At 72.1% G+C, this 26,996-nt stretch carries 20 protein-coding genes; 13 read left to right on the forward strand and 7 right to left on the reverse strand.

All coding sequences use genetic code 11. From position 1 onward, the window contains the following. Positions 1-185 precede the first annotated feature (185 nt). On the forward strand, positions 186-2,672 hold the full coding sequence (locus OG985_RS10925) for a ThuA domain-containing protein (protein WP_371668084.1): 2,487 nt from the start codon (positions 186-188) through the stop codon (positions 2,670-2,672). A gap of 44 nt (positions 2,673-2,716) precedes the next feature. Continuing rightward, positions 2,717-4,867 (forward strand): OmpL47-type beta-barrel domain-containing protein, encoded by a 2,151-nt coding sequence (locus OG985_RS10930; RefSeq protein ID WP_371674331.1) that lies wholly within the window; start codon positions 2,717-2,719, stop codon positions 4,865-4,867. Here the strand turns inward: OG985_RS10930 and ligD are convergent. Next, on the reverse strand, positions 4,854-5,951 hold the full coding sequence (ligD, locus tag OG985_RS10935; RefSeq protein ID WP_371668085.1) for a non-homologous end-joining DNA ligase: 1,098 nt from the start codon (positions 5,949-5,951) through the stop codon (positions 4,854-4,856). The two genes, OG985_RS10930 and ligD, sit on opposite strands and share 14 nt — an antisense overlap. 83 nt (positions 5,952-6,034) lie before the next feature. Here ligD and OG985_RS10940 point away from each other — a divergent pair, with 83 nt between their 5' ends. Then, the gene (locus tag OG985_RS10940) at positions 6,035-7,105 is read left to right on the forward strand and encodes an ATP-dependent DNA ligase (protein ID WP_371668086.1); all 1,071 of its coding nucleotides are present in this window, start codon (positions 6,035-6,037) and stop codon (positions 7,103-7,105) included. 1 nt (position 7,106) lies between these two features. Here the strand turns inward: OG985_RS10940 and OG985_RS10945 are convergent, their stop codons facing one another. Next, positions 7,107-8,297 (reverse strand): zinc-dependent alcohol dehydrogenase, encoded by a 1,191-nt coding sequence (locus tag OG985_RS10945; RefSeq protein WP_371668087.1) that lies wholly within the window; start codon positions 8,295-8,297, stop codon positions 7,107-7,109. A 193-nt stretch (positions 8,298-8,490) separates the two neighbouring features. Here OG985_RS10945 and OG985_RS10950 point away from each other — a divergent pair, with 193 nt between their 5' ends. Continuing rightward, positions 8,491-9,501: a DUF3048 domain-containing protein gene (locus OG985_RS10950; RefSeq protein ID WP_371668088.1), complete on the forward strand. Its 1,011-nt coding sequence runs from the start codon at positions 8,491-8,493 to the stop codon at positions 9,499-9,501. 51 nt (positions 9,502-9,552) lie between these two features. On the opposite strand, the gene OG985_RS10955 is transcribed toward OG985_RS10950, so the two are convergent. Next, positions 9,553-10,020: a MarR family winged helix-turn-helix transcriptional regulator gene (locus OG985_RS10955; RefSeq protein WP_371668089.1), complete on the reverse strand. Its 468-nt coding sequence runs from the start codon at positions 10,018-10,020 to the stop codon at positions 9,553-9,555. A 268-nt stretch (positions 10,021-10,288) separates the two neighbouring features. Between OG985_RS10955 and pcaH the strand changes: the two genes are divergently transcribed. From pcaH to pcaD, 4 genes are read left to right on the forward strand one after another with little or no spacing between them, the layout of a single operon-like run. After that, on the forward strand, positions 10,289-11,062 hold the full coding sequence (gene pcaH / locus OG985_RS10960) for a protocatechuate 3,4-dioxygenase subunit beta (protein ID WP_371668090.1): 774 nt from the start codon (positions 10,289-10,291) through the stop codon (positions 11,060-11,062). Positions 11,063-11,068: 6 nt separating this feature from the next. Then, the gene (pcaG, locus tag OG985_RS10965) at positions 11,069-11,674 is read left to right on the forward strand and encodes a protocatechuate 3,4-dioxygenase subunit alpha (protein ID WP_371668091.1); all 606 of its coding nucleotides are present in this window, start codon (positions 11,069-11,071) and stop codon (positions 11,672-11,674) included. Next, positions 11,671-13,023 carry a 3-carboxy-cis,cis-muconate cycloisomerase gene (pcaB, locus tag OG985_RS10970; protein ID WP_371668092.1) on the forward strand — a complete coding sequence of 451 codons (1,353 nt, stop codon included), beginning with the start codon at positions 11,671-11,673 and terminating at the stop codon, positions 13,021-13,023. The genes pcaG and pcaB overlap by 4 nt, the downstream gene beginning before the upstream one ends. After that, the gene (pcaD, locus tag OG985_RS10975) at positions 13,020-14,201 is read left to right on the forward strand and encodes a 3-oxoadipate enol-lactonase (RefSeq protein WP_371668093.1); all 1,182 of its coding nucleotides are present in this window, start codon (positions 13,020-13,022) and stop codon (positions 14,199-14,201) included. Before pcaB ends, pcaD begins: the two co-directional genes overlap by 4 nt. Before the next feature lie 194 nt (positions 14,202-14,395). Here pcaD and OG985_RS10980 read toward each other — a convergent pair whose 3' ends face one another. Further along, positions 14,396-17,080: an AAA family ATPase gene (locus OG985_RS10980; RefSeq protein WP_371668094.1), complete on the reverse strand. Its 2,685-nt coding sequence runs from the start codon at positions 17,078-17,080 to the stop codon at positions 14,396-14,398. A gap of 924 nt (positions 17,081-18,004) precedes the next feature. On the opposite strand from OG985_RS10980, the gene OG985_RS10985 reads away from it, so the two are divergent. Continuing rightward, positions 18,005-18,997 (forward strand): DUF2510 domain-containing protein, encoded by a 993-nt coding sequence (locus OG985_RS10985; protein ID WP_371668095.1) that lies wholly within the window; start codon positions 18,005-18,007, stop codon positions 18,995-18,997. 147 nt (positions 18,998-19,144) lie between these two features. On the opposite strand, the gene OG985_RS10990 is transcribed toward OG985_RS10985, so the two are convergent. Further along, positions 19,145-19,783, reverse strand: a complete 639-nt coding sequence (locus OG985_RS10990; protein WP_371668096.1) for a TetR/AcrR family transcriptional regulator — start codon at positions 19,781-19,783, stop codon at positions 19,145-19,147. Between the two features lie 291 nt (positions 19,784-20,074). Here OG985_RS10990 and OG985_RS10995 point away from each other — a divergent pair, with 291 nt between their 5' ends. Together OG985_RS10995 and OG985_RS11000 are read left to right on the forward strand one after the other, a co-directional pair. Continuing rightward, positions 20,075-20,872 (forward strand): phosphatase PAP2 family protein, encoded by a 798-nt coding sequence (locus OG985_RS10995; protein WP_371668097.1) that lies wholly within the window; start codon positions 20,075-20,077, stop codon positions 20,870-20,872. Further along, entirely contained in the window at positions 20,869-21,876 is a 1,008-nt protein-coding gene (locus OG985_RS11000; RefSeq protein ID WP_371668098.1) for a hypothetical protein, read from the forward strand. Before OG985_RS10995 ends, OG985_RS11000 begins: the two co-directional genes overlap by 4 nt. Before the next feature lie 6 nt (positions 21,877-21,882). Here the strand turns inward: OG985_RS11000 and OG985_RS11005 are convergent, their stop codons facing one another. Continuing rightward, the gene (locus tag OG985_RS11005) at positions 21,883-22,698 is read right to left on the reverse strand and encodes a phospholipid scramblase-related protein (protein ID WP_371668099.1); all 816 of its coding nucleotides are present in this window, start codon (positions 22,696-22,698) and stop codon (positions 21,883-21,885) included. Positions 22,699-22,776: 78 nt separating this feature from the next. Beyond that, complete coding sequence (locus OG985_RS11010) at positions 22,777-24,828, reverse strand: phosphocholine-specific phospholipase C (protein ID WP_371668100.1); 2,052 nt, start codon at positions 24,826-24,828, stop codon at positions 22,777-22,779. 289 nt (positions 24,829-25,117) lie between these two features. Here OG985_RS11010 and OG985_RS11015 point away from each other — a divergent pair, with 289 nt between their 5' ends. Together OG985_RS11015 and OG985_RS11020 are read left to right on the forward strand one after the other, a co-directional pair. Further along, positions 25,118-26,314 (forward strand): sensor histidine kinase, encoded by a 1,197-nt coding sequence (locus OG985_RS11015; protein ID WP_371668101.1) that lies wholly within the window; start codon positions 25,118-25,120, stop codon positions 26,312-26,314. Continuing rightward, a complete protein-coding gene (locus tag OG985_RS11020) occupies positions 26,311-26,982 on the forward strand; it encodes a response regulator (protein ID WP_371668102.1) in 672 nt (223 codons plus the stop codon). Before OG985_RS11015 ends, OG985_RS11020 begins: the two co-directional genes overlap by 4 nt. The last annotated feature ends 14 nt before the right edge of the window (positions 26,983-26,996 follow it).

A 26,996-nucleotide genomic window follows, 5' to 3' on the forward strand; every position in this document is an offset into this window, starting at 1 on the left:
AACTCCCCACCCTGGTACGGAATTTGCGGAGACGAACCTGTGATGAACCTGTGGGACGGTACCGGCCCCGGCGCCGTTTATCCACACTCAGGACAAAGTTCGTGCCATTGCGGTCATAGCTATTGGCGGGGCACGCAAAGGGGTCTAGCTTCCTTCGCGTTGTTGCTGTGACCGAGGAGGTGCCCATGCACTTACGAGGGTTGAGCACGGGAAGTGCCAGAAGACGGACCTGGGCGGCCACCGTGACCGCCGGGATCGTCGCCGCCGGACTGCTGTCGGGACCTGCCGCGAGCGCGCGGCCGGCGCCGGACCCGTCCCTGACAACGATGTCCATCATCTCGCCACCGGGCGGCGCGAACGTACGGGTGCTGATCTTCCACGGATCGGCGGCGGCCGGTGACGAGTCGCCGGTCGTCGACGCCGGGATCGAGGCGATCGAGCGGATCGGGCTCTCCGGACCCGAGAACCAGCGCTTCGCGGTGGAGGCCACGGACGACGCCTCGGTCTTCACCGACGAGACCGAGCTGGGCCGTTACCACGCGATCGTGTTCCTGACCGGCGGCGGCGACGTCCTCGATGCCGAGCAGGAGGCGGGCCTCGAGGCCTACATGGAGGCCGGTGGCGGTTTCCTCGGCGTCCATGACGCCGCCCGGGCGGAACCGTACTCGGACTGGTTCACCGGTCTGGTCGGCGCCCGCCCGGCCGCCGGCGGACCGACGGACGTGCAACGGGCCACCGTGGAAGTTGGTGACCGGCAGCATCCGGCCACCAAGGACCTGCCGTTGCAGTGGAAGCGCCCCGACCAGTGGCTCAACTGGGTGAAGAACCCGTCGGGCGACGTGCACACCGTGGCGCGGGTGCGCGAGTCGACGTACCGGCCGGGCACGAGTGCGAACGGCGCGGACCACCCGGTCAGTTGGTGCCGTGACTACGACGGCGGACGCTCCTTCTACACCGGCATGGGTGGCACGGTGTCCTCGTACGACGAGACGGACTTCCGCGCGCACCTGCGCGGAGCCCTGCTGTGGACCACCCGCCTCGTGCGGGCCGACTGCAAGGCGACGATCACGGGCAACTACAGGGCGGAGCGGCTCACCCAGCCCAACCAGCCGGGCCAGAACGACCAGATCGGCGAGCCGCACGGGCTGGTCACCGCACCCGACGGCCGGGTGCTCTACATCGGCCGGGGCGGAGCGGACTCCTCCCGGCCGGTGATCACCGACTGGAACAACCCGGACGTCGGCAAGGGCAAGGGCCAGATCCACGTCTACGACCCGAAGACCAAGAAGGTCACACTGGCCGGCGAGTTGACAGTCTTCGGCAACAAGGGCGGCGGCGACGAGCTGGTCAAGGTCGAGGAGGGTCTGCTCGGCATCGAACTCGACCCGCGCTTCGAGCAGAACGGCTGGGTGTACCTGCACTACACCCCGCACGCGCGCCTCGACCGCGACACGCAGACCGCCGAACGGCGTGTCTCACGCTTCACCCTCGACCCGGCCACCGACAGGCTCGACCTGAGCAGCGAGAAGGTGCTGCTCAAGTGGCCGGTACAGGTGCACAGTTGCTGCCACGCGGGCGGCGGGATGGCCTGGGACTCGAAGGGCAACCTGTACATCGCCACCGGTGACAACAACTCCAGTGGCTTCAGCGGCGGTTACTCCGGCAACAACCCGCAGCCCGCCTACAAGGGTGTCTCCTTCGCCGACGCCCGCCGCACCGCCGGCAACACCAACAACCTCAACGGCAAGATCCTGCGCATCCACCCCGAACCGGACGGGACGTACACGCTGCCCGACGGCAACCTCTTCACCGGCCGGGAGACCGACGAGGGCGGTGGCAAGACGCGCGGCGAGATCTATGTGATGGGCGTGCGCAACCCGGCACGCATCTCCGTCGACCGGCGGACGGACGTCCTGTACGCGGGCTGGGTCGGCCCGGACGCGGGCAAGCCGTCGACGACCTGGGGCCCCGCCAAGTACGACACCTTCGCCGCGATCACCAAGGCGGGCAACCGGGGCTGGCCGTACTGCATGGGCAACAAGCAGCCCTACCGGGACCGCAACCTGCCGGATCCCTCCAAGCCGCTGGGCTGGTACGACTGCGACCACCCGAGGAACGAGTCGCCGAACAACGACGGCCTCGTCAACCTGCCCCCGGTCACCGGCAACAACATCTGGTACTCGCCCCAGGGCGGCGCCCCCGACTACCCGCGCGACGCGAACGGCGTCCCGTCGTACAAGCAGCAGGAGGCCACCTATCTGCTGCCGTGGCTCAAGGGCGGCGGGCAGGCCGCGATGAACGGGCCGGTCTACCGGTACGACGCGGCGAGCACGAGTGCGGCCAAGTGGCCCTCCTACTGGGACGGCAAGTGGTTCGTCGGCGACTTCTACGACGCCGACCAGCCGCGCAACGCCGTCCTCATGGATCCGAAGACGCAGGGCGAGGGCGGTCTGCCCGTCCACGCGGAGTCCCTGAAGAAGATCGTGCCGATCGGCAACGACGGCATCAAGAACCTCATGGACTGGAAGTTCGGTCCGGACGGTGCGCTGTACGTCCTCGACTACGGCCGCGGCTTCTTCACCTCGGACTCCAAGTCAGCTCTGTGGAAGGTCACTTACACGGGCGGCGGGCCCACTCCTGCCGCCGGTCTGCTGGCGGGGGGAGCTCGGTGACACGGCAGCGAAGAATCCTGACGGCCCTGCTGGCCGCCGTACTGATGATGCTCGGGCTGCAGTCGACGGCCGGAGCGCAGCCCGAACGGTCGGCGGCCGCCGCCGCCCAGGTGCTCACCTGGACCGCCGGCGACGACATCACCGCGTACGGGTCGGCGCCGACGACCGCGGTGGCGGGCACGACGACGATCGTCTTCGAGAACAGCGCGGCGACCGGCAACACCACCGGCATGCCGCACACGCTGACCTTCGGCACCTCGGACCCGGAGTACAACGACGACGTCCAGCTCAACATCCTCGCCAACCCCAACGACGACCAGGGCGGCCGCCACACCGCCGAGGTCACCCTCACGCCGGGCCGCTACTTCTACCACTGCACGATCCCCGGTCACGGGCAGATGCAGGGCATCCTCGTGGTGACCGAGGGCGGCGGTGAGGACACCACGGCGCCCGAGGTCTCGGCCGAGGTGAGCGGTGCGCGCAACGCGCAGGGCGAGTACGTCGGTTCGGCGACGGTGACGGTGAGCGCCACCGACACCGGCGGCTCCGGCGTCGACCGCGTCGAGTACGCGCTCGGCGACGCGGGGGCCTGGCAGCCGTACACCACGCCGGTCGTCGTGGACCAGGTCGGCAGCCACCGGGTCCGCTATCGCGCGCTCGACAAGGCCGGAAACGTGTCCGCCGAGAAGAGCGCCGCGTTCACGGTCGTCGCACCGCCGTCGGACGACACCGCGCCGCCGGAGACCTCGGCGACGGTGAGCGGGGAGCGGAACGCCGACGGCACGTACATCGACATGGCCACGGTGACCGTCTCGGCCTCGGACACCGGCTCCGGGGTCAACACGATCGAGTACGCGGTGGACTCCGGTGCCTGGCAGCCGTACACCGCGCCCGTGATGGTGCACCAGGTGGGCACGCACGCCGTGCGCTACCGGGCCACCGACAGGGCGGGCAACGTGTCCGCGGACAAACGCGTGGAGTTCACGGTGGCCGCCGCGCCCCCGCGGGACACGACGGCGCCGGTGACCGGTGTGGGCGTCGACGGCACGCGGAACTCCGCCGGTGCGTACGTCGGCAACGCCAGGGTGACCGTGAGTGCGACGGACGAGGGCGGTTCGGGTGTCGACCGGATCGAGTACTCACTCGACGGCGGACCGTATATCGCATACACCGCATCCGTGGTGGTCGATCGCGCCGGCACCCACTCCGTCGCCTACCGGGCGAGCGACAAGGCGGGCAACACCTCCGCGGCCCGCACCGTGAGCTTCACGGTGGTGGCCGGCGGCGGGGTCCCCGCCCCCAACTGCCCGGAGTACGACGAGCGGCGGACCGTCGTCGTCGGCACGGTCGACTCGGGCGTCCCCAACCGGGTGACCGACAACCGGTGCCGGATCAACGAGCTGATCGAGGACGAGAAGGAGTGGACCTCCCAGGCCCTGTTCCTCAAGCACGTGCGGACGGTCCTGGACGGGCTGTTCAGGGAAGGAGTCGTCGACCAGCGCGAGAACGACGCGATCCGGCAGGCCGCCCGCCGGTCGGGCATCGGCACACCGGGCCAGACGGAGGGCTACCGCACGATCCTCGACGGCAGCGCGGACTCCTTCGCCAGGTGGGAGCAGGTGGGCGGCGGTTCGTTCGGGCTGAACCCCGACGGGTCGATCACCTCCGGCACCTCGAAGGACGGCCTGGGCATGCTGTGGTTCCCGCAGCGCAAGTACGGCGACTTCTCGCTCAGGCTGCAGTGGCGCGACGACGCCCCGGGCACCGGCAACGCCAACTCCGGTGTGTTCGTGCGGTTCCCCTGGGTCCACGACCACCCCGAGGAACCGCAGCCGGAGTGGGCCGCCATCAAGTACGGGCACGAGGTGCAGGTGCTCGACCGCCCCGACGGCGACATGTACAAGACGGGTTCGGTCTACGGCTTCGACCGGGTGGGACTCGCCGGTGCCGGCGTCACCCAGAAGGGCACCTGGAACGACTACGAGATCCGTGTGGTCGACCAGCACTACTCGGTCTACCGCAACGGCCTGCTGATCAACGAGTTCGACAACACCGGCGGCCAGGACTTCACCCCGCCCCGCTCGGACGACCCGGGCACGGACGGGCGACGGTTCGCCTCGGGCTACCTCGGACTCCAGGTGCACAGCACGACGGACGTCGTCTCGTACCGTGACATCCGGATCAAGGAGTTGTAGGTGACGAAGGAGGTGCCTCCGGCGGGGGCGCCTCCTTCCCGGCCCGGCCCGGCTCCTTCTTCGCCACCGGGCCCGGCGCCTTCTTCGCCCGGCTGGGCTGGACCCTGCTCGGCTCCCCCGGCATCTTCGGGTACTCCGGCGGATAGGGCAGGTCGCCGAGCCCGTGGTCGTGCTCGTCGCGGCGCGCGAGGTCGAGCAGGGGTTCGAGGGAGAACGCGTGCTCGTCCATGTCGGCGTGCACGTCGCCGAGTTCGGCGAACCGCGGGGGCATGGTGGCGAGGTCGAAGTCCCTCGGGTGGGCCTCGCCGACCTCCTCCCAGCGCAGCGGTGCCGAGACCGGGGCGTGCGGACGGGGACGTACGGAGTAGGCGGAGGCGATGGTGCGGTCGCGCGCGGTCTGGTTGTAGTCCACGAAGATGCGCTCGCCCCGCTCCTCCTTCCACCACTTGATGGTCACCCGGTCGGGCATCCGGCGTTCCATCTCGCGGCCGACCGCGATCGCCGCCCGCCGGACCTGGGTGAAGGTCCAGCGCGGCTCGATGGGCACGAAGACGTGCAGGCCGCGGCCGCCCGAGGTCTTGGGCCAGCCGCGCAGTCCGCCGAACTCGTCGAGGACGGCGCGCAGTTCGTGGGCGGCGCGGGCCGCGTCGTCGTAGTCGGTGCCGGGCTGCGGGTCGAGGTCGATGCGGAGTTCGTCCGGGCGGTCGACGTCGTCGCGGCGCACCGGCCACGGGTGGAAGGTGAGGGTGCCGTACTGGGCGGCCCACAGCACGGCGGCCTCCTCGGTGGGGCACATCTCGTCCGCGCTGCGGCCGCTGGGGAAGGTGATGTGGGCGGTCGGGATCCAGTCGGGCATGTTCTTCGGCGCCCGCTTCTGGAAGAAGGACTCGCCGCTGACGCCGTCCGGGTAGCGCTCCAGGGTGGTGGGGCGGTTGCGCAGGGCGCGCAGGATGCCGGGGGCGACGGCCTGGTAGTAGCGGGCCAGGTCCAGCTTGGTGAAGCCCCGCTCCGGGAAGAAGACCTTGTCCGGGCTGGACAGCCGTACGCTGCGGCCGCCCGCCTCCAGTTCCACCGCTTCGCCCATGCGAGCCACGGTAGGCGCACCTCGCATCCCTCGCATCCCTCGTACACCGGGCGACAGCGGACGGATGGGCGCAGAATCGGAGCATGGATCTGCCGGTGATGCCGCCCGTGAAGCCGATGCTCGCCAAGTCGGTGGCGAAGATCCCGCCCGGTATGCACTACGAGGCGAAGTGGGACGGCTTCCGGGCGATCGTGTTCCGCGACGGGGCCGAGGTCGAACTCGGCAGCCGCACCGGCAAGCCGCTGACCAGGTATTTCCCCGAACTGGTCGCGGCACTGAAGGAGCGGCTGCCCGAGCGCTGCGTACTGGACGGGGAGATCGTGATCGCACGGGAGGGGCGGCTGGACTTCGACGCGCTCACCGAGCGCATCCATCCGGCGGACTCCCGGGTGCGGACGCTGGCCGAGCGGACCCCATCCTCGTTCGTGGCCTTCGACCTGCTGGCGCTCGCCGACGAGTCGCTGCTGGACGTCCCGCTGAGCGACCGCAGGGCGCTGTTGACCGGGACGCTGGCCGAGGTGACGGCTCCCGTGCACGTGGCGCCTGCGACGACCGACACCGAGGTGGCGCGGCAGTGGTTCGAGCAGTTCGAGGGCGCGGGCCTGGACGGTGTCGTCGCCAAACCGCTCGACCTGCCGTACCGCCAGGACGAACGCGCCATGTTCAAGATCAAGCACGAGCGTACGGCGGATGTCGTCGTCGCCGGCTACCGCCTGCACAAGAGCGGCCCCGTCGTGGGCTCGCTGCTGCTGGGCCTGCACGACGAGCAGGGCAGGCTCCAGCACGTGGGGGTGTCCGCGGCCTTCTCCATGCTTCGGCGCGCCGAACTGGTCGAGGAGCTGGAGCCGCTGCGCATGACCGACGTCACGGGTCACCCGTGGGCGGCCTGGTCCGAGGCGGCGGCGCACGAGTCGGCCCGGCTGCCGGGCGCGCCCAGCCGCTGGTCCGGCAAGAAGGACCTGTCCTGGGTACCGCTGCGGCCGGAGCGGGTGGCCGAGGTGGCGTACGACCACATGGAGAACGGGGCGCGCTTCCGGCACACGGCCCGGTTCCGCCGCTGGCGGCCGGACCGTATGCCCGAGAGCTGCACGTACGCGCAACTGGAGGAACCGGTGAGCTATGACCTGGCGGAGATCCTCGGCCCGCCGGCGTGACTCAGGGCTGCATCAGCACCTTGACCGCGCCGTCCTGCTTGCGCTGGAACATCTCGTACGCGTGCGGGGCGTCGGTGAGCGGCACGCGGTGGGTGGCGAAGTCGTCGACACCGAGCGGGTCCTCGTCGGTGAGGTACGGGATGATCTCGTCGCTCCAGCGGCGGACGTTGGCCTGGCCCATCCGTATCTGGATCTGCTTGTCGAACATCGTGAGCATCGGCAGCGGATCGGCCATGCCGCCGTACACCCCGGAGAGCGAGATGGTGCCGCCGCGCCGGACCAGCTCGATGGCGGTGTGCAGGGCGGCGAGCCGGTCGACGCTGAAGCGTTCCGAGAGCGGGCCGCTCAGCTTCCGGGGCAGCAGGGCGGAGGCGTTCTGGATCATGCGGGCGGCCGCACTGCCGTGTGCCTCGGTGCCCACCGCGTCGATCACGGCGTCCGGGCCGCGGCCGTCCGTCTGGTCGCGGATGGCCTGGACGAGTTCCTTCTCGGTGTCGAAGCTGCGGAGGTCGAACGTCTCCACGCCCCGGGCGCGGGCCCGGCGCATCCGGTCGCTCACCAGGTCCACGCCGAACACCCGGCCGGCGCCGCGCACCTGGGCGACCCGGCAGGCCATGTCCCCGATCGGGCCGAGGCCGAGCACCGCGACGCTGCCGCCCTCGGGGATGTCCGCGTAGGAGACCGCCTGCCAGGCGGTGGGCAGGACGTCGGAGAGGTAGACGAAGCGGTCGTCGGGCGGGCCCTCGGGGACCTTGATGGGGCCGAACTGCGCCTGCGGGACGCGCAGGTACTCGGCCTGGGCACCCGGTACGGCGCCGTACAGACGGGTGTAGCCGAACAGGGCGGCGCCCATGCCCTCGCTGCTGACCTGGGTGGTCTCGCACTGGGTGGGCAGTCCGGTGATGCACATCCAGCAGTCGCCGCAGGCGATCTGGAACGGCACCACGACCCGGTCGCCGGCCGACAGGTCGGGCACCCCGGCGCCGACCTCCTCGACGATGCCCATGGGCTCGTGCCCGAGGATGTCGCCAGGGGTCATGAAGGGCGTGAGTACCTCGTAGAGGTGCAGGTCGGAGCCGCACAGCCCGCTGGAGGTGATGCGGATGACGGCATCCGTCGGCTTCTCGATCCTCGGGTCGGGCACGTTGTCCACCCGCACGTCCCGCTTGCCCTGCCAGGTCACTGCCTTCATGGCGCGCACTCCCTGTGCCGAGTCGGCTGTCCGGTTCTGGGGTGGCGCCCGAGTACCCGGGGGCCGCGCCCCGAACCGCGACCGTGGGCTGATCGGCTCACTCGACGGGCGCGAGCAGAAGCGAACGGGTATAGCCACCGATGAACGTATAAGCGCACCATCCCTGACACGAGAAGTGGTGGCCACGGTGGGCATGAGACGCACGGCGCGCAGACCGCGCGCCAGAACGACGGTGGCGCTGCTGGCCGCCACGGTGACGGCCTCCCTGGCGGTGGGGTGCACGGGGCAGGGCGGCCCGGCCGACGACGGACGCGGGCAGCTGCGGACCCCGGTCCCGAGCCGCGCCACCGACAGCAGCCGAAGCCCCGGCCCCACCGGCACCGCCCGGACCGGCTCCGTACTCGCCGTGAAGATCGACAACGTGCCCGCGGCCCGGCCGCAGACCGGTCTGGACACCGCGGACGTCGTGTACGCCGAGCAGGTCGAGGGCGGTCTGAGCCGCCTCATGGCGGTCTACGCGAGCAGGTTCCCCAAGGCCGTCGGGCCGGTGCGCAGCGCACGTGAGTCCGATCTCGAGCTGCTGCGCCAGTTCGACAGGCCGACGCTCGCCTTCTCCGGGGCACAGCACAAACTGCTGCCGCTCATCGACAAGGCGTCCCTGCGGGCGGCGCGGCCCGAGACGGTCTCCGACGCCTACTACCGCGGCTCCGGCAGAGTCTCACCGCACAACCTCTACCTGCGTCCCGCCCGGCTGGGCCCCTCGGCCCCGGGCTCCGACGCGCTGACGACCGGCTTCCACTACGGGGCCGCGCCCGCGGGCGGCACTCCGGAGACCTCGCGCACCGTCCGCTACCCGGCGGCCCGCTTCACCTTCACCTGGTCCGGCGACCGGGAGCGCTGGACGGTGTCCATGGACGGGACCCCCGCCGTGAGCCCGGGCGGGAAGCGGGTGGCACCCGCGACGGTCGTCGTGCAGTACGTGAAGGTGCGCCGGTCCGCCTTCCACGACTTCCTCGGCAACAACACGCCGTACACGCAGACGGTGGGCACCGGGAAGGCGACGGTGCTGCGCGACGGACGGGCCTACGACGTCGAGTGGTCGCGGCGGCGGGCCGTGGACGGCACGGAGTTCACCGCGCCGGACGGCACGCCGGTGAACTTCGCGCCCGGCCAGGTGTGGGTGGTGCTCGCGAAGGCGCCCTGACCCCCGCCCGGCGGCGGACGCGCCGCGGTGAGGCCGGGTCGGCGGGCGTGCTCAGGGTCCGGTGGCGGCGAGGGGCTCCGTCGGGTTGCGGAGTCCCTCGGCCGCGTCCGAGACGCGCTGGATGAGGTCGAGGAACTGAGCCTGTTCGGCGCCGGAGAGGGGGGCCAGGAAGACCTGGTTCATCCGGGCCGTGCGGACGGTCAGCTTGCGGTGGGTGCGCGTCCCCTCCTCCGTGAGGCGCAGCAGGAAGCGGCGGCCGTCCTGCGGGTCGCGGACCTTGTCGAGCAGGCCGCGCCGGCCGAGCCTGCTGATCACCTCGGCGATGGTGGACCGGTCGAGCCCCACCCGTTCCCCCACCGTGCGCTGGTCGAGACCCGGCTCCGCGACGAGCGCGTTGAGGACCGCGAACTGCGGCGAGGTGATCTCCTCGGAGACCATGGCGTTCCAGAGCAGGTAGTGCGCCTGCTGCAGCCGCCGGGCCAGGTGCCCGGGGTGGCTGCTGAGGTCCACGGCGGCCATGAGCGCTCCCGAAGTCGTCCGCGTCTCCGCGTCTTGCTGCTGCACTTTCGTTGGTGCACTGAAGGATACCCGTCGATGGCGCGACTGTCTCGGGGTTCCCACGCGTCGTTTACCTTGCGTTATTCGAGGGTCTTGACGCTGAAACGGTCCGGTGGCAGCGTGAGGGAACGTCACCGAAATACTCAGTGCCCTGATTAATTCTGGACCGGGCGCTCTGCATCGGCGTCGGCCAGGGGCCCGCCCTGGTCCTCGAACGGTAGGAACACCCATGGAACTCACCCAGCAGGACATCGACCTGGAGATCGCGGCCGAACACGCCGCGTACGAGAAGCGGGTCGCCGACGGCGCGCCCGTCGAGCACCACCCGCGCCGCGACTACGCGCCCTACCGGTCCTCACTGCTGCGCCATCCCCGGCGGCCGCCGGTCGCCATCGACGTGAGCCAGGACCCGGAGCTGGTGGAACTGTCCTCGCCCACCTTCGGCGAGCGGGACATCACCGAGATCGACAACGACCTGACCCGGCACCACACCGGCGAGCCGATCGGCGAACGCATCACCGTCTCCGGCCGGCTCCTGAACCGCGGCGGGCGCCCGGTCCGCGGCCAGCTGGTCGAGATCTGGCAGGCCAACTCGGCCGGCCGCTACGCCCACCAGCGCGAACAGCACGACGCGCCGCTGGACCCCAACTTCACCGGCGTCGGCCGCACGCTCACCGACGACGACGGCTTCTACCGCTTCACCACCGTGCAGCCCGGCCCCTACCCGTGGCGCAACCACGTCAACGCCTGGCGGCCGGCGCACATCCACTTCTCCCTGTTCGGTGCGGCGTTCACCCAGCGGCTCGTGACCCAGATGTACTTCCCGAACGACCCGCTCTTCCCCTACGACCCGATCCTGCAGTCCGTGACGGACGACGCGGCCCGCCAGCGCCTGGTCGCCACCTACGACCACAGCCTGTCCGTGCCCGAGTTCTCGCTCGGCTACCACTGGGACATCGTGCTCGACGGCCCCTCCGCCACCTGGCTCGAAGAAGGACGCTGACCTGCCATGACGAAGATCGACACGAGCAGCCCGGAGAGCGTGCCGCCCACCCCGTCGCACACGGTCGGCCCCTTCTACGGGTACGCGCTGCCCTTCCCCGGCGGCGGGGACATCGCGCCCGTCGGCCACCCGGACACCATCACCGTGCAGGGACACGTGTACGACGGCGCGGGCCGGCCGCTGCCGGACGCCTTCGTGGAGCTGTGGGGGCCGGACCCGGACGGCAACCTGCCGACCACCGACGGCTCGATCCGGCGCGACCCGGCGACCGGCGGCTACCTGGGCCGCAACGGCGTGGAGTTCACCGGCTGGGGTCGCGTCCAGACCGACGCCAACGGCCACTGGTACGCCCGTACACTGCGGCCCGGCGCGCGCGGACGCAGCGCGCCCCACCTCAGCCTGTGCGTCTTCGCGCGCGGCCTGCTCGTGCACCTCTTCACCCGGATCTACCTGCCGGGCGACGAGGCGGCGCTGGCCGCGGACCCGCTGCTGTCCCGGGTGGAGGAAGAACGACGCGGCACGCTGATCGCGGCGGACGGCGGCCTCGGCACGTACCGTTTCGACATCCGCCTTCAGGGCGAAGGCGAAACGGTCTTCCTGGAGTTCCAGTGACACCCTCTGCCGACCCGGCCGGCCCCGCCGACCCCGACACCGGCCTGCTCGCCCCCGGCTGGGCGGGCTCCGCGGCGGCGGCCGCGACCGGTGACACCGCCTATCTGCGGGCCCTCCTCGACGCGGAGACCGCCCTGACCCGGGCCCAGGCCTCGCTGGGCCTGGCACCTGCCGAGGCGGCGACGGCGGTGACCGAGGCCGCCGACCCGGACCGCTTCGACGCACGCTCGCTCGCCGAGCGGGCCCGGGCCGGCGGCAACCCGGTGATCCCACTGGTCGCCGAGCTGACCAGGGCGGTCGGCGAGGAGCACGGTCCGTACGTGCACCGTGGCGCGACCAGCCAGGACATCATGGACACCGCGACGATGCTGGTCGCCCGGCGCGCGCTGGCCCCGGTCCTCGCCGACCTCGGCCGCACCGAGCGGGCCCTCGCCCGACTGGCCGCCGAACACCGGGACAGCGCGCTGCCGGGACGGACGCTCACCCAGCACGCCGTACCCACGACGTTCGGGCTCAAGGCGGCCGGCTGGCGGTCGCTGGTGCTGGACGCGCGGGACAGGGTGAGCGCCGTACGCAACTCGCTGCCCGCCCAACTGGGCGGCGCGGCGGGGACCCTGGCGGCCTTCGGGGCGTACGGAGCGCCCGAGCCGGCCCTGCTGCCGCCCGCCTATGCCCGTGAGGTCGGCCTGCGGGCGGCCGACCTGCCCTGGCACACCCTGCGCACCCCGATCGCCGACCTCGCCGGGTGCCTGGCGTTCACGGCCGGGGCGCTGGGCAAGATCGCGGCGGACGTGCTCACCCTCTCCCGCACCGAGATCGCGGAGGTCGCGGAGGGCAGCGGCGGCGGGTCGTCGGCCATGCCGCACAAGGCGAACCCGGTACGGGCCACGCTCCTCGCCGCCGCGGCCCGGCGCGCGCCGCAGCTCGCGGCCACGCTCTACGCGGCGCTGGTCGCGGAGGACGAGCGGCCGGCCGGGGCCTGGCACGCCGAGTGGGAACCGCTGCGGGACCTGCTCCGGCTGGCCGGCGGGGCGGCCCGGGACGCCGCCGAACTCGCCGAGGGACTGCGGGTCCGTCCGGACACCATGCGGGAACACCTCGGACTCACCCACGGCTTGATCGTCTCCGAGCGGCTGTCGGCGGAACTGGCCGGACTGCTCGGCCGCGCCCGCGCCAGGTCCCTGCTCACCGACCTCGCCGAGCGCACGTACAACGAGAACCGCACCCTCGGTGAACTGCTGTCGGAGGTGCCCGAGTTGCGGGAGGCCGACCTCGCCGGACTCACCGACCCCACCCGCTACACCGGCTGCGCCGGAGTCCTCACCGACCGTGCCCTGGAGCGACGTTGACCGACACCCTCCTCAACCACCGCGCGGAGGGCCCCACTTCCGCTCCCCCGCTGTTCCTCGGCCCCTCGCTGGGCACGTCGTACGCCCTGTGGGACGCGGTGGCACCGGAACTGTCCATCACCCACCGGGTGGTCCGCTGGGATTTGCCCGGGCACGGCGGCTCCCCGGCCGGTGCCATCGGTCCCGGCGCCACCGTCGGCGACCTGGCCGCACTGGTGCTCGCGCTCGCCGACGCGCTGGGCGTCGAACGGTTCGCGTACGCCGGGGTGTCGCTGGGCGGAGCGGTCGGACTGCATCTCGCCGCGCACCACCCGGAGCGGGTCTCGTCGCTGGCCGTGATCTGCTCGTCCGCCCACTTCAACGGCGCCGGGCCGTGGCAGGAGCGGGCCGCGCTGGTACGGCGCGAGGGGCTCGCCCAGCTCGCCGAGAGCGCCGACTCCCGCTGGTTCACACCCGGGTTCACCGTGCCGGGGCTGGTGCGGGACCAGCGGGACGCCGACCCGGACGCGTACGCCGCCTGCTGCGACGCGCTGGCCGCCTTCGACCTGCGGGACCGGCTCCCGGAGATCTCCGTGCCCACGCTGCTGATCGCCGGCCGCGAGGACCGGGCGACGCCGCCGGCGCATCTGCGGGAGATCGCGGACGCGGTGCCCGGCGCCACGCTCGTCGAGCTGCCGGGGGCCGCGCATCTGGCTCCCGCGCAATGCCCGGAGGCCGTGCTCACCGCGCTGCGCGCCCACTTCGGCGCCGGTGCCCGACGGGGCATGGCGGTACGGCGTGACGTGCTCGGCGACACCCACGTGGACCGGGCGCAGTCCCGGCAGACCCCGTTCACCGCCCGCTTCCAGGACTTCATCTCGCGCTACGCCTGGGGCGAGATCTGGACCGACGAGACGCTCAGCCGCCGCGAGCGCAGCATGATCACCCTCACCGCGCTGGTCGCGCACGGCCACTACGACGAGCTGGCCATGCATGTGCGAGCGGCGCGGCGCAACGGGCTCACGCAGGACGAGATCGGTGCCGTGCTGCTCCAGACGGCCGTGTACTGCGGGGTTCCGGCGGCGAACTCGGCGTTCGCCACGGCACAGCGAGTGCTCGCCGAGGAGGAGACGGAGCGGGAGGAGAGGGAGCGGGGGGAGCGGGAGGAGAAGGGGCACGAGGAGGGCGCTGCGGAGTGAGCCTGCGGGCCCCGCCCACTTGTCCGCTCCGTGAGTACGCGGGGTGCGCGCACTTGTCCGCTCCGTGAGTCCGCAGGGTGCGCGCACTTGTCCGCTCCGTGAGTCCGCAGGTTGCGCACCTGGGCGCCGGGCGAGCCGTCGGTCGCGCGCAGTTGCCCGCAGGACAGGCCGCGTGGGGCGACGGCCGGCCCGGGTCACCGCAGACCGCGGCCCTGCTCCAGTACCTTTCTGGCCTGGGCCACCAGGCCGTCCGCCCCGCACGAACGGGCCAGCGCCAGGCCGCGGTTGAGCTCGGCCGTGGAGCGGGCGGCGATGCCGTACTCGACGCGGGCCGCCGCGTGTTCGTACTGGCAGGGCGAGGCCTCCAGGTAGGCGACGGCCTGGGCGGCCAGCCGGACCGCGCGCTGGCCGGTCTCCAGGGCCGCGGCACAGCGCAGTGCCTCGCCGATCGCGGTGTCGGTGCCGAAGCGCTCGGCGTGCCGGCGGACCTCGGTGGCGAGCCGGGCGGCCCGCACGGGGTCCTTCGTGGCGAGGGCGCGAGCGAGGTCGACGGCCCAGGGAACGAGGACCGGGTTGTGGTGGCCGCGTGCGGTCGCCGCCTTCTCGGCCGCCTCCAGTTCGTTGACGCCGTCCTTGGTGCGGCCGACGGCCAGCAGCAGCCGGCCGCGCACGGACCGCGGGTCGGGCAGCACGATGGTGGACGGGTACGGCGGCGCGAAGCCGTACTGTTCGGCGATCGCCCAGGCCTCCTCGACGTGGCCGCGGGCGAGCAGCGTGTCGACGAGGTTGCAGGTCGCCGACCAGTACAGCGGCAGGCCGCGGCCGACGCGCTCGGCCAGCCGCAGCGACTCGCGCAGGGACGTCTCGGCCTCCCGCAGCCGGCCGCGCCTGCGGTGGCCGAGGCCGACGTAGGCATGGGCGAGGGCGAGGTGGCCGCCGCTCCAGCCGGCCGTCTCGTAGGCGCGCAGCCCCTCCGTGTAGAGGGCCTCGGCGCGGTCGAGCCGGTCGGTGTAGGCGTACGCGTTGGCGAGCATCAGCAGCAGCTCGATGCCCCACTCGGTGTCGGTCCAGCCGAGACCGGGAGCGAGGCGGCCGTTGACGAGGGCGCGGTCGCAGAGTTCGACGACCTCCTCGGCGTTCTCACCGCGGGTCATGGCGTCGAAACCGCGCAGAATCAGCAGCGCGCGCTCGGAGTTGTCGCGGCCGGTGCAGGTACGGACGAGTTCGGCGAGGCTCTCGGCGCGCCCGGGTGAGCTGGTCTCACCGGCGTGCAGGCCCTCCCACATGTAGTGCACTGCCTGCAGCCGCAGCTTGGCGGGCCCGGGTTCGTGCCGGGTGGCCTCCGCCTCGACGGTGCGGACGGCCTCCTCCAACTGGTCGTTGTGGAGCAGTGCCTGGGAGAGGCGGAACACGGCGTCCACGCGCGCGTGGCCGTCGAGACCCGGCATGGCGAGGGCGGTCTGCAGATGACCGATGGTCCTGGCGGGCGCGGTCAGCAGGGTGGCGCAGCCCAGTTCGTAGAGCACACGGGCGTGGACCTCGGGCCGCGGCGGTTCCAGCAGGGCGCGTTCGAGGCAGCGGCGGGCGGCGTCGGGGGCGCCGACAGCGAGGTGTTCGCGGGCGGCCTCGCGCAGTTGCTGGACGAGTTCCTCGTCGTCGTCCGGGTGGACCTGGAGGAGGTGGCGGGAGGCGGCCGCGGCCCCGAGCCCGGAGTCGGTGACGACCTGGGCGGCGATGCCGTGCATGGCGGTGCGCAGGGCGTCGGGGATGGAGTTGTAGACGGCGGTGGCGATCAGCGGGTGGACGAACTCCAGGTCACCCTTGTCCGCGGGGCCGTTCGCGGGGTCGGGGGCGGTGAGGATACGGGCGGTCCGCAGGAGGTCGGCGCAGCGCACCGCCTCGTCGCGGCCCATGGTGGCTAGGCGGGCCACGAGGCTGACGGAGATGCCGGTGCCGAGGATCGCGGCCGCCCAGGCGAACCGGGTGGCGTCGATGCCGAGTTCCTCGAGGCGGGCGACCAGGCCGCCGCCTCGGGCGGAGCGGTTCAGTTCGCGCAGTTCGGCCGCCGTCGACTCGGCGGGCTCGAGTTCGCTGTCGCGCACCTTGGCGAGGAGTTCGACCGTCTCGTACGGGTTGCCGCCGGTGACGGCCCAGACCTCGCGGCAGAACGGGGCGTCGGCGTGTCCACCCAGGGTGGCGCGGGTGAGCCCGGCCGTCGCGTCCGGCGTGAGGGCGCTCAGGCTGGCGACGGGACGGCCCGCTGTGCCGGCGACCGCTTCGAGCAGCCGGGCGCTCTCGCCGGACACCTCACCGGGGCGGCGGGCGACCACGACCAGGACGGACAGGTCGTCGAGGCGTTCGGCGAACGCGGCCAGCCAGCGCAGGGTCTCCTGGTCGGCCCAGTGGGCGTCGTCGATCAACAGGACGAGCGGCCAGTCGCGTTCGGCGAGCCGGCGTACCGCGGCGACCAGGCCGTCGTACACGCCCTGCGGGTCGGCCTGCCGCGCACCGGGGTCCGTGATGCCGAGGGCGGGGCCGGCGATGTCGTACCAGTCCCCGAGGTACTCGCGGGCCTCCTCTGGCAGCAGCGACACGAGCGCCGGCTGCAACAACTGCCTTACCACGTTGAAGGGAACGGACCTGAGCGTCTCACCGCCGCGGGCCGACCACACCGTGCAGCCACGGCGTTCGGCGATGCGACGGGTCTCGGCGAGCAGGGCGGTCTTGCCGAAGCCCGCCTCGCCCCGGATCACCAGCAGGCTGCCCGTGGAGGAGCGGTCCGCGCACAGGACGTCGACCGCGCGCTCCACGGCGGCGACTTCCTCGTCACGCTCCCACAGGGAAAACGAGGCGGCCGTCATGGGCCGTACCTCCGTCATCCCGCTACCTCCCCAAGTCGCCCGAACGACGTACAGACCTCGAGCGTAGTCGCCCCACCACCGAAGTGGAGGCCGGTCCGGGCACCTGTTGCCGTGACGGGTGACTCGGGGTACGCCGGGACGACGCACTGGCGGGGCGACCGGCCCGCTCTGATCTGACTGTCAGTCAAGAGGAGTCGCCAGAACCGGACTTCCGGAGCCGACCGCCTGGCGGTGGACCATCGGCCCTCCAGGAAACGGGCGCCGCAGGCGACTTGGCCGAGTTTTACGCGTGGGACGCGTGGCACGGGGTCGGCGCCTGCGCGACTGCCTCATGCGACTCACCCGACGCACGAAGATCAGCGCGCATGCCCGGGCCGGCGGCGCTCCGGCACCGCCCCGGGGCAGGGGGCGCCACCGACGCGGGTCGGCACGCGGGAGCTCCGACGGCGGGGCAGGCGCGCGGCGCCCGCGCCGCCGTCGGGCCGCGGGCTGCCGCTCCGGGCTGCGGGCTCCGGGCTTCGGGCTTCGGACTGCGGGCTGCGGGCTGCGGGCTGCGGGCTGCCGCTCCGGGCTGCGGGCTGCGGGCTTCGGGCTTCGGGCTTCGGGCTTCGGGCTTCGGGCTTCGGACCGCAGACCGCGGGTTGCGGGTTGCGGGCTTCGGACTGCGGCTGCGGGCTTCGGACTGCGGACCACAGACCGCGGGTTGCGGGTTGCGGGCAGGCAGGCGGAGAACCGTCTCCGCCCACTCCCCGCCAGGACCGGCCATGGCGCAGAACCGTCCCCGGCCGCCCACTCCCCGCCAGGACCGGCCTGCTGCGCTCCTCCGCACGCAGGTGGTTCACGCGGCTCGTCGCGGGTCCGGGTGGCCGTCGGGCGGAGATTCGGTGGATCCGGAGCGGACCCTCTCATCCCTCTTTCACCCTCGCCTCATACGGTGGGGGCATGACGCAGGCGACTCCCCCCGGGTGGTACCCCGATCCCGGGCAGACAAGTGACGGTCCGGCCACCGAGCGCTGGTGGGACGGCAAGGCATGGTCGGACCAGACCCGGCCCACGGGATCGGCGGCCGTATGGGGTCCCCCGACGCTGCCACCGGACGTCGGGGGGCATCCGGCGTATCCGGCGTACCCCGCCCAGTCGGCGGCCGGCGGCTCGCGGCGCGGTCTGCGCACCGGCATAGCCGTCGCGGTGGCGGTGGCGGTGCTCGCGAGCATCGGGGTCGGCGTGTACGTGCTGTCCAAGGACGACGGCGGGGGCAGCGGCACCGCCGCACCGCAGGGGCCGGGCGGCCAGGGTGGACAAGGCGGCCAGGGCGGTCCCTTCGGTGGTTCGGGCGGCACGGGTGGCGGCGGCTCCGGCGGCGCGTCTCCGTCGCCCTCGCCCGACCAGTCCGAGGCGCCGAAGATCGAGAGCGGTTCGGTGACCGACTCGGTCGACGGGATCAGCATCCGGATCCCGGACGGCTGGTACGGCCAGCAGCTGTCCGTGGGCGCGCAGATCACGTCCGAGGACACCTACAAGTGCCCCGGCGAGACCTCCAAGAGCTGCACGAAGGGCGGTGCGTACTCGGCGCCCGCGGTGGCGCTCGGCACGAACGGCAGCACGGCCGAGGCGGTCGCGAAGGCGGACATCGCGGCCAACGCGAAGGAGTCCTACGGCGGCACCACCTACGGCTCGATCACCTCGCACGACGTGCTGGCCTCCAAGGCGGTGACGGTGGCCGGGCAGAAGGGCTACCTGGTGCGCTGGAAGGCGGTCACGAGCAAGGGCTCGGACGGCTACGTCCAGTCGCTCGCCTTCCCCTCACCGGCGAACGCGCAGCAGATCGTCGTCGTCCGCTTCGGTGTCGACGTCGGCGAGAAGCAGTCGGTGATCGACGACATCACCAAGGGCATCAAGGTGTCGACCGGCGGCGGCTCCGGCCAGAAGGTCTGACCGCCCCCCGCACACCGTTCGGCCGGGTGGGGCGCCTCTCCGCTCGAGAGGAACCCCACCCGGCCGGGGGGTGCGCGCCGCCCCCGTCCCCACGGTGCGGCGCGAGCAGGCCACCGTCCAGTCATCCCGTGGACGGCGACCTGGGTATCAGGTGGCGCCGGGGGCCGCTCCGCCGGACAGGCCGAGGGCCGGAAGTACGGCGGCCTCGACGAACCGGACCACGTAGTCCGGGTCGGCGTACTTGCCCTCCAGGACGGGCCGCACGCGCATGATGCCGAACATCTGCGCCGGGATGTACTCCAGCGCCGGGTTGTCGGCGGCGACCTCTCCCCGCTCGACCCCTCGGCGCAGGACCTCCTTGAGCGCGGCGATCTCCGGCTCGACGAGCGCCTCGCGCAGCGCCAGCGCGAGTTCCCGGTCCTGGGTGACGGCGTGCCCGAGCGCCTCGATCAGCTTGCTGTCCTTGCCCGACCACTCCCCCGCGGCCCGCGCCGCCTGGCGCAGGTCCTCGGCGAGGGAGCCGGAGTCGATGTCGGCGAGGGGCACCCGGCGGCTGGCGCGCAGGGCCGCCGCGACGAACTGAGGTTTGGTCTTCCACTGCCGGTAGAGCGTGGACTTGCTGCACCGGGTGCTGGCTGCGATGGCCTCCATGGTGAAGGAGTCGTAGCCGCACTCACGGATCTGTTCCAGCACGGCGTCGAAGAACTCCCGTTCACGCTCCGGCGTGATCTTGGAGCGGCGCGAGGCGGCGACCGTGTCCGGTCCGTCCGCGGCCTGCGACGTCATGGGCTCTGCTCCTCACTCGTGTTTCTTACCGCCTGGGCGGCCTTATTCCCAGTGTGTCGTACTTCCTCGGTGTGAAGTACGTCTATCGATACGCCAGTGTACCGGTACCCGATCGTATCGGTACACTGGCGTATCGGTACGCTGACGTATCGATGAGTTCCACGTGTTCGCGAGCTCGGTCCTCGAGATGAGTCGAGACGGGTCGAGATGAGTTTCGCGGGCACGCCGAGTCATCAGCACGGCCAGCACCACTACACGCACCATCGCCAGTGAAAGTGAAGGGGTCGGGAGATGCATGCCCGCACCGAGCCTGCAGAAGCGGAACCGGGCGCGATAGCGCGACCGCCGCTCGTCCGTGAGCTCCTGCTCGTCGCAGGGCTCTTCCTCGTCTACAAGTTCGGCCGGCAGCTGGCGGCGGGCCACACCACGGAGGCGTTCCACAACGCGCACCGCGTGTGGGACCTCGAACGTGCCGTCCACCTGCCCGGCGAGGGCTCGGCGCAGTCCCTGCTGCTGCACGGCGACACGCTCGCGCACCTGGCGAACACCTACTACGCGACCGTCCACTTCCCGGCCACCGTCGCCTTCCTGGTCTGGCTCTACCTGCGACGCCCGGCGCACTACGTCTGGGCCCGCCGGATCCTCGCGGCGCTCACCTCCGCCGCGCTGCTGACGCACCTTCTCTTCCCGCTCGCCCCGCCGCGGATGCTCACGGCGACCGGCCTGGTGGACACCGCGCGGATGTACGGCCCCTCGGTGTACGGCCCGCCGCGCACCGACCACCTCTCCAACCAGTTCGCCGCGATGCCCTCGCTGCACTTCGGCTGGGCCCTGATGGTGGCGATCGGCCTGATCGTGGCGACCCGGTCGCGGTGGCGCCCGCTGTGGCTGCTGCATCCGCTGCTGACGCTGCTGGTGATCGTCGGTACGGCCAACCACTACTGGCTGGACGCCCTCGCGGCGACGGCCCTGCTCGGGCTCGCGCTCGCGGTGATCCACCCGCCGCACCGGACGGTCACGACGGCCGGACGCGTCCAGGAGAAGCTCGTACCGGCCGAGGAGCCCGTTCTGGTGGGGGCGGCCCGATGAACGCCACCCTGACCGCCGTCGTCCTGTCCCTCTTCTCCGCCGTCGCCTACGCGGCCGCGGCCGTCGCCCAGGAACGACTGGCCTCGCGCACCTCCGGCGAGGGAACACTGCGACTGCTGGGCAGCGGCGCCTGGTGGTGGTCGGTCGCGCTGAACGCGTCCGCCGCACTGCTGCACGTCGTGGCCCTGAGGTACGGGCCGCTCACCGTGGTCCAGCCGCTCGGCGCGCTCACCCTGGTGGCGGCCGTGCCGCTGGGAGCGCGGATCGCGGGTCGCAGGGTCAGCGCCAACGAGTGGCGGGGCACCGCCTACACGCTCGCCGGTCTGGCCGCGATCCTGGTCACGGCGTCCGGGTCCGCGCCCGACACCGTGCTCAGCGCCCCCGAGGCGCTGGCGGTCGCCGGAGCGACGGCGGCGCTGATCGGCATGCTGGCGCGGCCGGGCACGCGGCCGGGTCTGCGGCACGCGACGGCGTCCGGCTTCGCCTCCGGAGTCGCCTCGGCGCTCACCCAGACCGTGACGGTCGCCGCGACGGACCGGACCGGTCCGCTGCTCAGCGTGCAGGTGGTCGGTGTGGCGCTGCTGGTGGCGGCCTTCGCGGCGGGCGGACTGCTGCTGTCCCAGACGGCGTACCGGGGCGGCCTCGGTGCCCCGCTCGCGATGGTGACCCTGGCGAACCCGACGGCCGCCGCGGTGATCGGGCTCTCGCTGCTGGGCGAACGGCTCCAGGGCGGCGCGGCGGGCGTGCTGCTGGCCCTGGCCGGAGCGGGACTGGCGTCGTGGGGCGTGGTCCTGCTGTCACGGGTGACTCCCGCGGCGGGCACCGCGCCCGGCGAGAGCGTCGAGCACGTCGAGCGAGCCAGGGACTTCGAGCACGCCGGACACACCGACGGCCACGAGGAACACCCCGTGGCCGCGGTACTGGCACTGGCGCCGGGCTCGGCCTCGGCCGAACCGGCGTTGCTGCCCCGGCAGTCGGAGCCGGGACACCTCACATCCCTGTGAACCTGCTCAGCCGAGCCCTCGCGAGTCCTGCTTGAGGGCCGTGTCGACGGTCAGGGCCGTCGCCACGACCAGGCTCAGCAGGGGTTCGGGCAACTGGTAGTGAATCTGCAGGACATAGTTGTCCGCGGTGGTGAACATCGTCTTTGCGAGGCCTTCCCAGGTCTTGGTGATCCGGGCGACCTCGTTGTCCGCGTGGTCGACGATCGCGAAGTTCCACGCCCGCCAGTTCTCCGCCTTGATCGCGCCGACCTGCCGGCCGTCGACCCTGATCGCGAAGTTGATCTTTCCGATCATGTTCTGCTGGACGATCTCACCGACCGGTGAACCGTCCGGACGCGCCACGAGCACCCGCGACTTGAGGAACTTCCGCGGCCGGGTCAGCAGCAACTGCGGCTGGCCGTAGGCGTCGCGGATCTCCAGCTTGTGCGTCATGAACTGGTCGATGCTGGCGATGAAGCGCAGGATCTTCTTCAGCGCGCTCTGCCCGACCTGTACGACCGAGCCGATCTGGTTGCCGCCCTGATCCATGACCTTGTACTCGTTGGTCAGCTCGATCAGCTTGGCCTTCTGGTTCACCACCAGCACCGGCTCGGTGAACAGGGTGCCGCCGCCGGGGCCGCTCGCCGCGACCCCGGCCTGCTGCTGCACCTGACGCTGCACGCGCGCGTCCGGGCCGGCCGGCTGCTGCGGCACCTGCCCGGCGGCCTGCTGGGCCTGGTTGGTGTTGTCGGTCCACTGCACGCCGTCCCAGTAACGGAGCGTCTGGGGCGCCCCGTGCGGATCGGGGTACCAGCCTGCAGGTGTGTTCGATTGCGTGGTCACCGGGGCACACTACCCCGAGTCCACCGGTACCTGACCAGCCCCCGCGATACCCCGTTCATCAGGCTTTTACCTCGCCTTTCACCGGGTGGCGAGTGCCGGGTCGCTCACCCCCGCGCGGCCGTTCTCGACATGTCCGGCGAATCGCCTCAGGAACGCGGGGTCGGCGTCGGAGGTGACGGTCAGGTCGTACCAGCGCCGGCCGGCCGACAGGTCGAAGGTGTGCCGGACGGTGGCACCGGCCCGCACCGTGAAGGCCCTGGCGGCGCCGCCGTATCCGTCGGCCACCCGCAGACGGGTCCTGCTCTTCCCCTTGTTGGTGAAGGTCAGCTCGACGTCGTCGCCCGCGTGCCGTGCGCTCACCTCGGGCCCGGCGGTCCTGTTCGGGCCCCTGAAGACACGCAGGAAGCCGTTCGGGCCGTTCACCGTCAGGTCGTAGGAGCCGCCGGAGTACGCCGAGTTCCAGGTGTCGGAGACGGTCGCGCCGGCCCCGGTGGTGTAACTCCAGGGGCCGTCGGTGCGGTTGCCGGAGGTGACCAGGAACGCGGCGCCGGCCTTGGCGCCGGACGCGAAGGTGAGCGTGAACTTCCCGGCCGCCGTGTCCGCCGAACCGTCCACGTACGGCGTGTACCTGAGCGGGCGGGACGGACGCAGGCCGCGCTCCTGCCGGGGCAGCACGGGGTTGGCCGGAGGGGTCGGGACGTAGTCGGGGTGACGGTCGCCGTCCGGCGGCCGGTAGCCGTCGGTGTCGGGCAGGGCCACCGGCCCGGTGTCCCGGTGGGTGAAGTCGAACGCGGCGGTGAGGTCGCCGCAGACCGCGCGCCGCCAGGGCGAGATGTTCGGCTCGCGCACGCCGAAGCGGCGCTCCACGAACCGGATGATCGAGGTGTGGTCGAGCGTCTCGGAGCAGACGTAACCGCCCTTGCTCCAGGGCGAGACGACGAGCATCGGCACGCGCTGGCCGAGCCCGTACGGGCCGGCCGGGTGTCCGCCGTCGCCCTTGAACAGGTCCGGGCCGACCTCGACCGTCGACCTGCCCTGCGCGGCGGAGGCCGGTGGGAACGGCGGGACCAGGTGGTCGAAGAAGCCGTCGTTCTCGTCGTAGGTGATGAACAGGGCCGTCTTCGCCCACACCTTTGGGTCGGCGGTGAGCGCGTCGAGGACCTGCGCGATGTACCAGGCACCGTAGTTGGCGGGCCAGTTGGGGTGCTCGGTGAAGGCCTCGGGGGCGACGATCCAGGAGACCTGCGGCAGCGTGCCGCCCTTGACGTCGGCCTCCAGCCGGTCGAAGAAGCCCTCACCCTTGCGGGCGTCGGTACCGGTGCGGGCCTTGTCGTAGAGCGGGTCGCCGGGCTTGGCGTTGCGGTACTGGTCGAAGTAGAGCAGCGAGTTGTCGCCGTAGTTGCCGCGATAGGCGTCCGGGATCCAGCCCCAGGAGCCGTTCGCGTCGAGGCCGTCGCCGACGTCCTGGTAGATCTTCCAGGAGACCCCGGCCCGCTCCAGCCGCTCGGGGTACGTCGTCCAGCTGTATCCGGCCTCGTCGTTGCCGAGGACCGGGCCGCCGCCCTTGCCGTCGTTTCCGGTGTAACCCGTCCACATGTAGTAGCGGTTCGGGTCGGTGGAGCCGATGAAGGAGCAGTGGTAGGCGTCGCAGACGGTGAAGGAGTCGGCGAGCGCGTAGTGGAACGGGATGTCCTCGCGCGTCAGATACGCCATCGTCGTGGAGCCCTTCGAGGGCACCCACTTGTCGTACTTGCCCGCGTTGAAGGCGGCATGCCCGTCGTTCCAGCCGTGCGGGAGGTCCTGGAGGAAGGCGAGGCCCAGGTCGTCGGCGTCGGGGTGGAAGGGGAGGATGTCCTTCGTCCCGTCGGACTGGTGCCAGACCGACTTGCCGTTCGCCAGGGTGACCGGACGCGGGTCGCCGAAGCCGCGGACGCCTCTCAGCGAGCCGAAGTAGTGGTCGAAGGAACGGTTCTCCTGCATCAGGACGACGATGTGCTCGACGTCCTCGATCGTCCCCGAACGGTGGTTGGCCGGCAGTGCGGCGGCACGCTGGACGCTGGCGGACAGCGCGGTGAACGCCGTGGTGGCGCCCGCGACTTGGAGGAATCGGCGCCGGTTGACGTCGGGCATGAGTGAGGGACCTCTCGCCTTGGGGTGTGCTGAATCGGCTCACGAGCGCCGGATCATGACGGGATGCGCGCGCAAGGAGTGTTCCAGGAGCACCGAACGTCAGGGAAGGGCGCGATGGCGCCCGTGTGAAAGTCAGCGGTACGTGCGGGGTGGTGGGCAGCGCGTACCGCTTCACGCTCGCCCCGCCACGGACGCACCCGCACGCGCCGCACCCGGCGCCCCCGCGGCGCGGCGCGTGCGGGTCCGCCCGTGGGACCGCCGCCAGGTCCGCGCTGCGTACGGTGAGGGAATGCAGGCGATGTTCAACCACTGGCGGCGCTGGCTCGCCGCTCACGACCGGGCCCGGGACACCCTTCCCGCGGCGGTGGTCCTCTTCGTGGCGCTGTGGGCGACCGCCGTCCCGAGCGACGGCCACGGCTGGACGTGGCCGCGGCCGGCGGAACTCGGCTGGATCACCCTGGCCTGCGTCCCGCTGGTGTTCCGCAGCCGGGCGCCGCTCGTGGTGGCGGCCGTCGTCACCGTGCTGGAGGTCCTCGCCCGGGCAGCGACCGGAACCCAGGCGCTGGTGCCCGGAGCGAGTCTGGTCGCCGTCTACACCGTCGCCTCCCTGCGCCCGCGGCGCACCGCCTGGATCACCGCGGCGACGGTGGCCGTGGCCGTCGCGGCCACCGCCGTGGGCGTCGGCCTCGGTGACCAGAGCGGGGTGGCCACCAGCGTCCTGGTCAGGATCGACCTGGTGCTGCTGGCCGCCGGCCTCGGTGACGCCGTGCGCAGCCGCCGGGCCAAGCTGGCCCTGGTGGAGCAGCGCGCGGTGCTCGCCGAACAGACCCGCGAGGAGGAGGCCCGACGCCGCGTCACCGAGGAACGCGTCCGCATCGCCCGCGAACTGCACGATGTCGTCGCCCACCACATCACCCTCGTCAACGCCCAGGCCGGCGTGGCCCAGCACCTGGTGCGCACCGACGCGGAGAAGGCGTACCGGGCGCTGGGCGCGATCAAGGAGACCAGCCGCGCCGCGCTGGAGGAGCTCCGCGCCACCGTGGGACTGCTGCGGCAGGCCGACGACTCACCGCCGTCCCTGGCGCCCGCGCCAGGCCTGGAGGACCTGGACGGTCTGGTCGACGGCTTCCGCCGTACCGGGATGACGGTGGACGTGACCCGCACCGGAGCGGCCAGGCCTCTCACGCCCGCCACCGGCCTGGCCGCCTACCGCATCGTCCAGGAAGCCCTCACCAACACCCACAAGCACGCGGGGTCGGCCACCGCTCACATCACGCTCGTCTACGGCCCGGACACCCTGCGCCTCACGGTCGCCGACGACGGGGACGGCACCGCGCGGCCCGGTCCCGGCACCGGCCACGGGCTGATCGGCATGCGGGAACGCGCCACGGCCTTCGGCGGCACCCTCACCGCGGGCACCTCCCCCCGGGGCGGCTTCCGCGTCCACGCCGAACTCCCCCTGCCCGCCCCGAAAGGCAATCGATGACCATCCGCATCCTGCTCGCCGACGACCAGGCACTGCTGCGCGGCACCTTCCGGCTCCTGCTCGACAACGAGCCCGACATGGAGGTCGTCGCGGAGGCCTCCACCGGCCGCGAGGCCGTCGAACTGGCCCGCACCCACCGCGTGGACCTGGTCCTCATGGACATCCGGATGCCCGACCTCGACGGCCTCGCCGCCACCCGCCTCATCGGCGAGGACGAGGATCTGGCAGGGGTGAGGGTCCTCGTCCTGACGACGTTCGAGGAGGACGAGCACATCTTCGAGGCGCTGCACGCCGGCGCCAGCGGCTTTCTGGGCAAGGGCGTCGACCCGGCGGACCTGCTCGACGCGATCCGTCTTGTGGCCCGCGGCGAAGCCCTGCTGTCACCCACCGCCACCCGCAGACTCATCGCCCGCTTCCTGTCCCAGCCGGTCCCGCACAAGGGGCTGGTGACCGGCCGTCTGAACACCCTCACCCCACGCGAGCGGGAGGTCATGACCCTCGTGGCGACGGGACTGACCAACGACGAGATCGCCGAACGGCTCTTCATCACCGCGCTCACCGTCAAGACCCACGCCAACCGCGCCATGACGAAACTCGGCGCCCGCGACCGCGCCCAACTCGTCGTGCTGGCCTACGAGACGGGGCTGGTCCGCGCCCAGAGCGGCTGACGACCTCATGCTCC

This window comes from Streptomyces sp. NBC_00289 (assembly GCF_041435115.1).
Taxonomy (GTDB): Bacteria; Actinomycetota; Actinomycetes; order Streptomycetales; family Streptomycetaceae; genus Streptomyces.

Excerpts from the sequence above, each read along its gene's own strand:
- pcaG (WP_371668091.1), top strand. The coding sequence starts at position 11,069 with ATGACGAAGATCGACACGAGCAGCCCGGAGAGCGTGCCGCCCACCCCG.
- ligD (WP_371668085.1), bottom strand. The coding sequence starts at position 5,951 with ATGGGCGAAGCGGTGGAACTGGAGGCGGGCGGCCGCAGCGTACGGCTG.
- OG985_RS10950 (WP_371668088.1), top strand. The coding sequence starts at position 8,491 with ATGAGACGCACGGCGCGCAGACCGCGCGCCAGAACGACGGTGGCGCTG.
- OG985_RS10985 (WP_371668095.1), top strand. The coding sequence starts at position 18,005 with ATGACGCAGGCGACTCCCCCCGGGTGGTACCCCGATCCCGGGCAGACA.
- OG985_RS10925 (WP_371668084.1), top strand. The coding sequence starts at position 186 with ATGCACTTACGAGGGTTGAGCACGGGAAGTGCCAGAAGACGGACCTGG.
- OG985_RS10980 (WP_371668094.1), bottom strand. The coding sequence starts at position 17,080 with ATGACGGAGGTACGGCCCATGACGGCCGCCTCGTTTTCCCTGTGGGAG.
- pcaH (WP_371668090.1), top strand. The coding sequence starts at position 10,289 with ATGGAACTCACCCAGCAGGACATCGACCTGGAGATCGCGGCCGAACAC.
- OG985_RS11010 (WP_371668100.1), bottom strand. The coding sequence starts at position 24,828 with ATGCCCGACGTCAACCGGCGCCGATTCCTCCAAGTCGCGGGCGCCACC.
- OG985_RS10940 (WP_371668086.1), top strand. The coding sequence starts at position 6,035 with ATGGATCTGCCGGTGATGCCGCCCGTGAAGCCGATGCTCGCCAAGTCG.
- OG985_RS11015 (WP_371668101.1), top strand. The coding sequence starts at position 25,118 with ATGCAGGCGATGTTCAACCACTGGCGGCGCTGGCTCGCCGCTCACGAC.
- OG985_RS10945 (WP_371668087.1), bottom strand. The coding sequence starts at position 8,297 with ATGAAGGCAGTGACCTGGCAGGGCAAGCGGGACGTGCGGGTGGACAAC.
- OG985_RS10995 (WP_371668097.1), top strand. The coding sequence starts at position 20,075 with ATGCATGCCCGCACCGAGCCTGCAGAAGCGGAACCGGGCGCGATAGCG.
- OG985_RS11020 (WP_371668102.1), top strand. The coding sequence starts at position 26,311 with ATGACCATCCGCATCCTGCTCGCCGACGACCAGGCACTGCTGCGCGGC.
- OG985_RS10955 (WP_371668089.1), bottom strand. The coding sequence starts at position 10,020 with ATGGCCGCCGTGGACCTCAGCAGCCACCCCGGGCACCTGGCCCGGCGG.
- OG985_RS11000 (WP_371668098.1), top strand. The coding sequence starts at position 20,869 with ATGAACGCCACCCTGACCGCCGTCGTCCTGTCCCTCTTCTCCGCCGTC.
- OG985_RS10990 (WP_371668096.1), bottom strand. The coding sequence starts at position 19,783 with ATGACGTCGCAGGCCGCGGACGGACCGGACACGGTCGCCGCCTCGCGC.
- OG985_RS10930 (WP_371674331.1), top strand. The coding sequence starts at position 2,717 with ATGATGCTCGGGCTGCAGTCGACGGCCGGAGCGCAGCCCGAACGGTCG.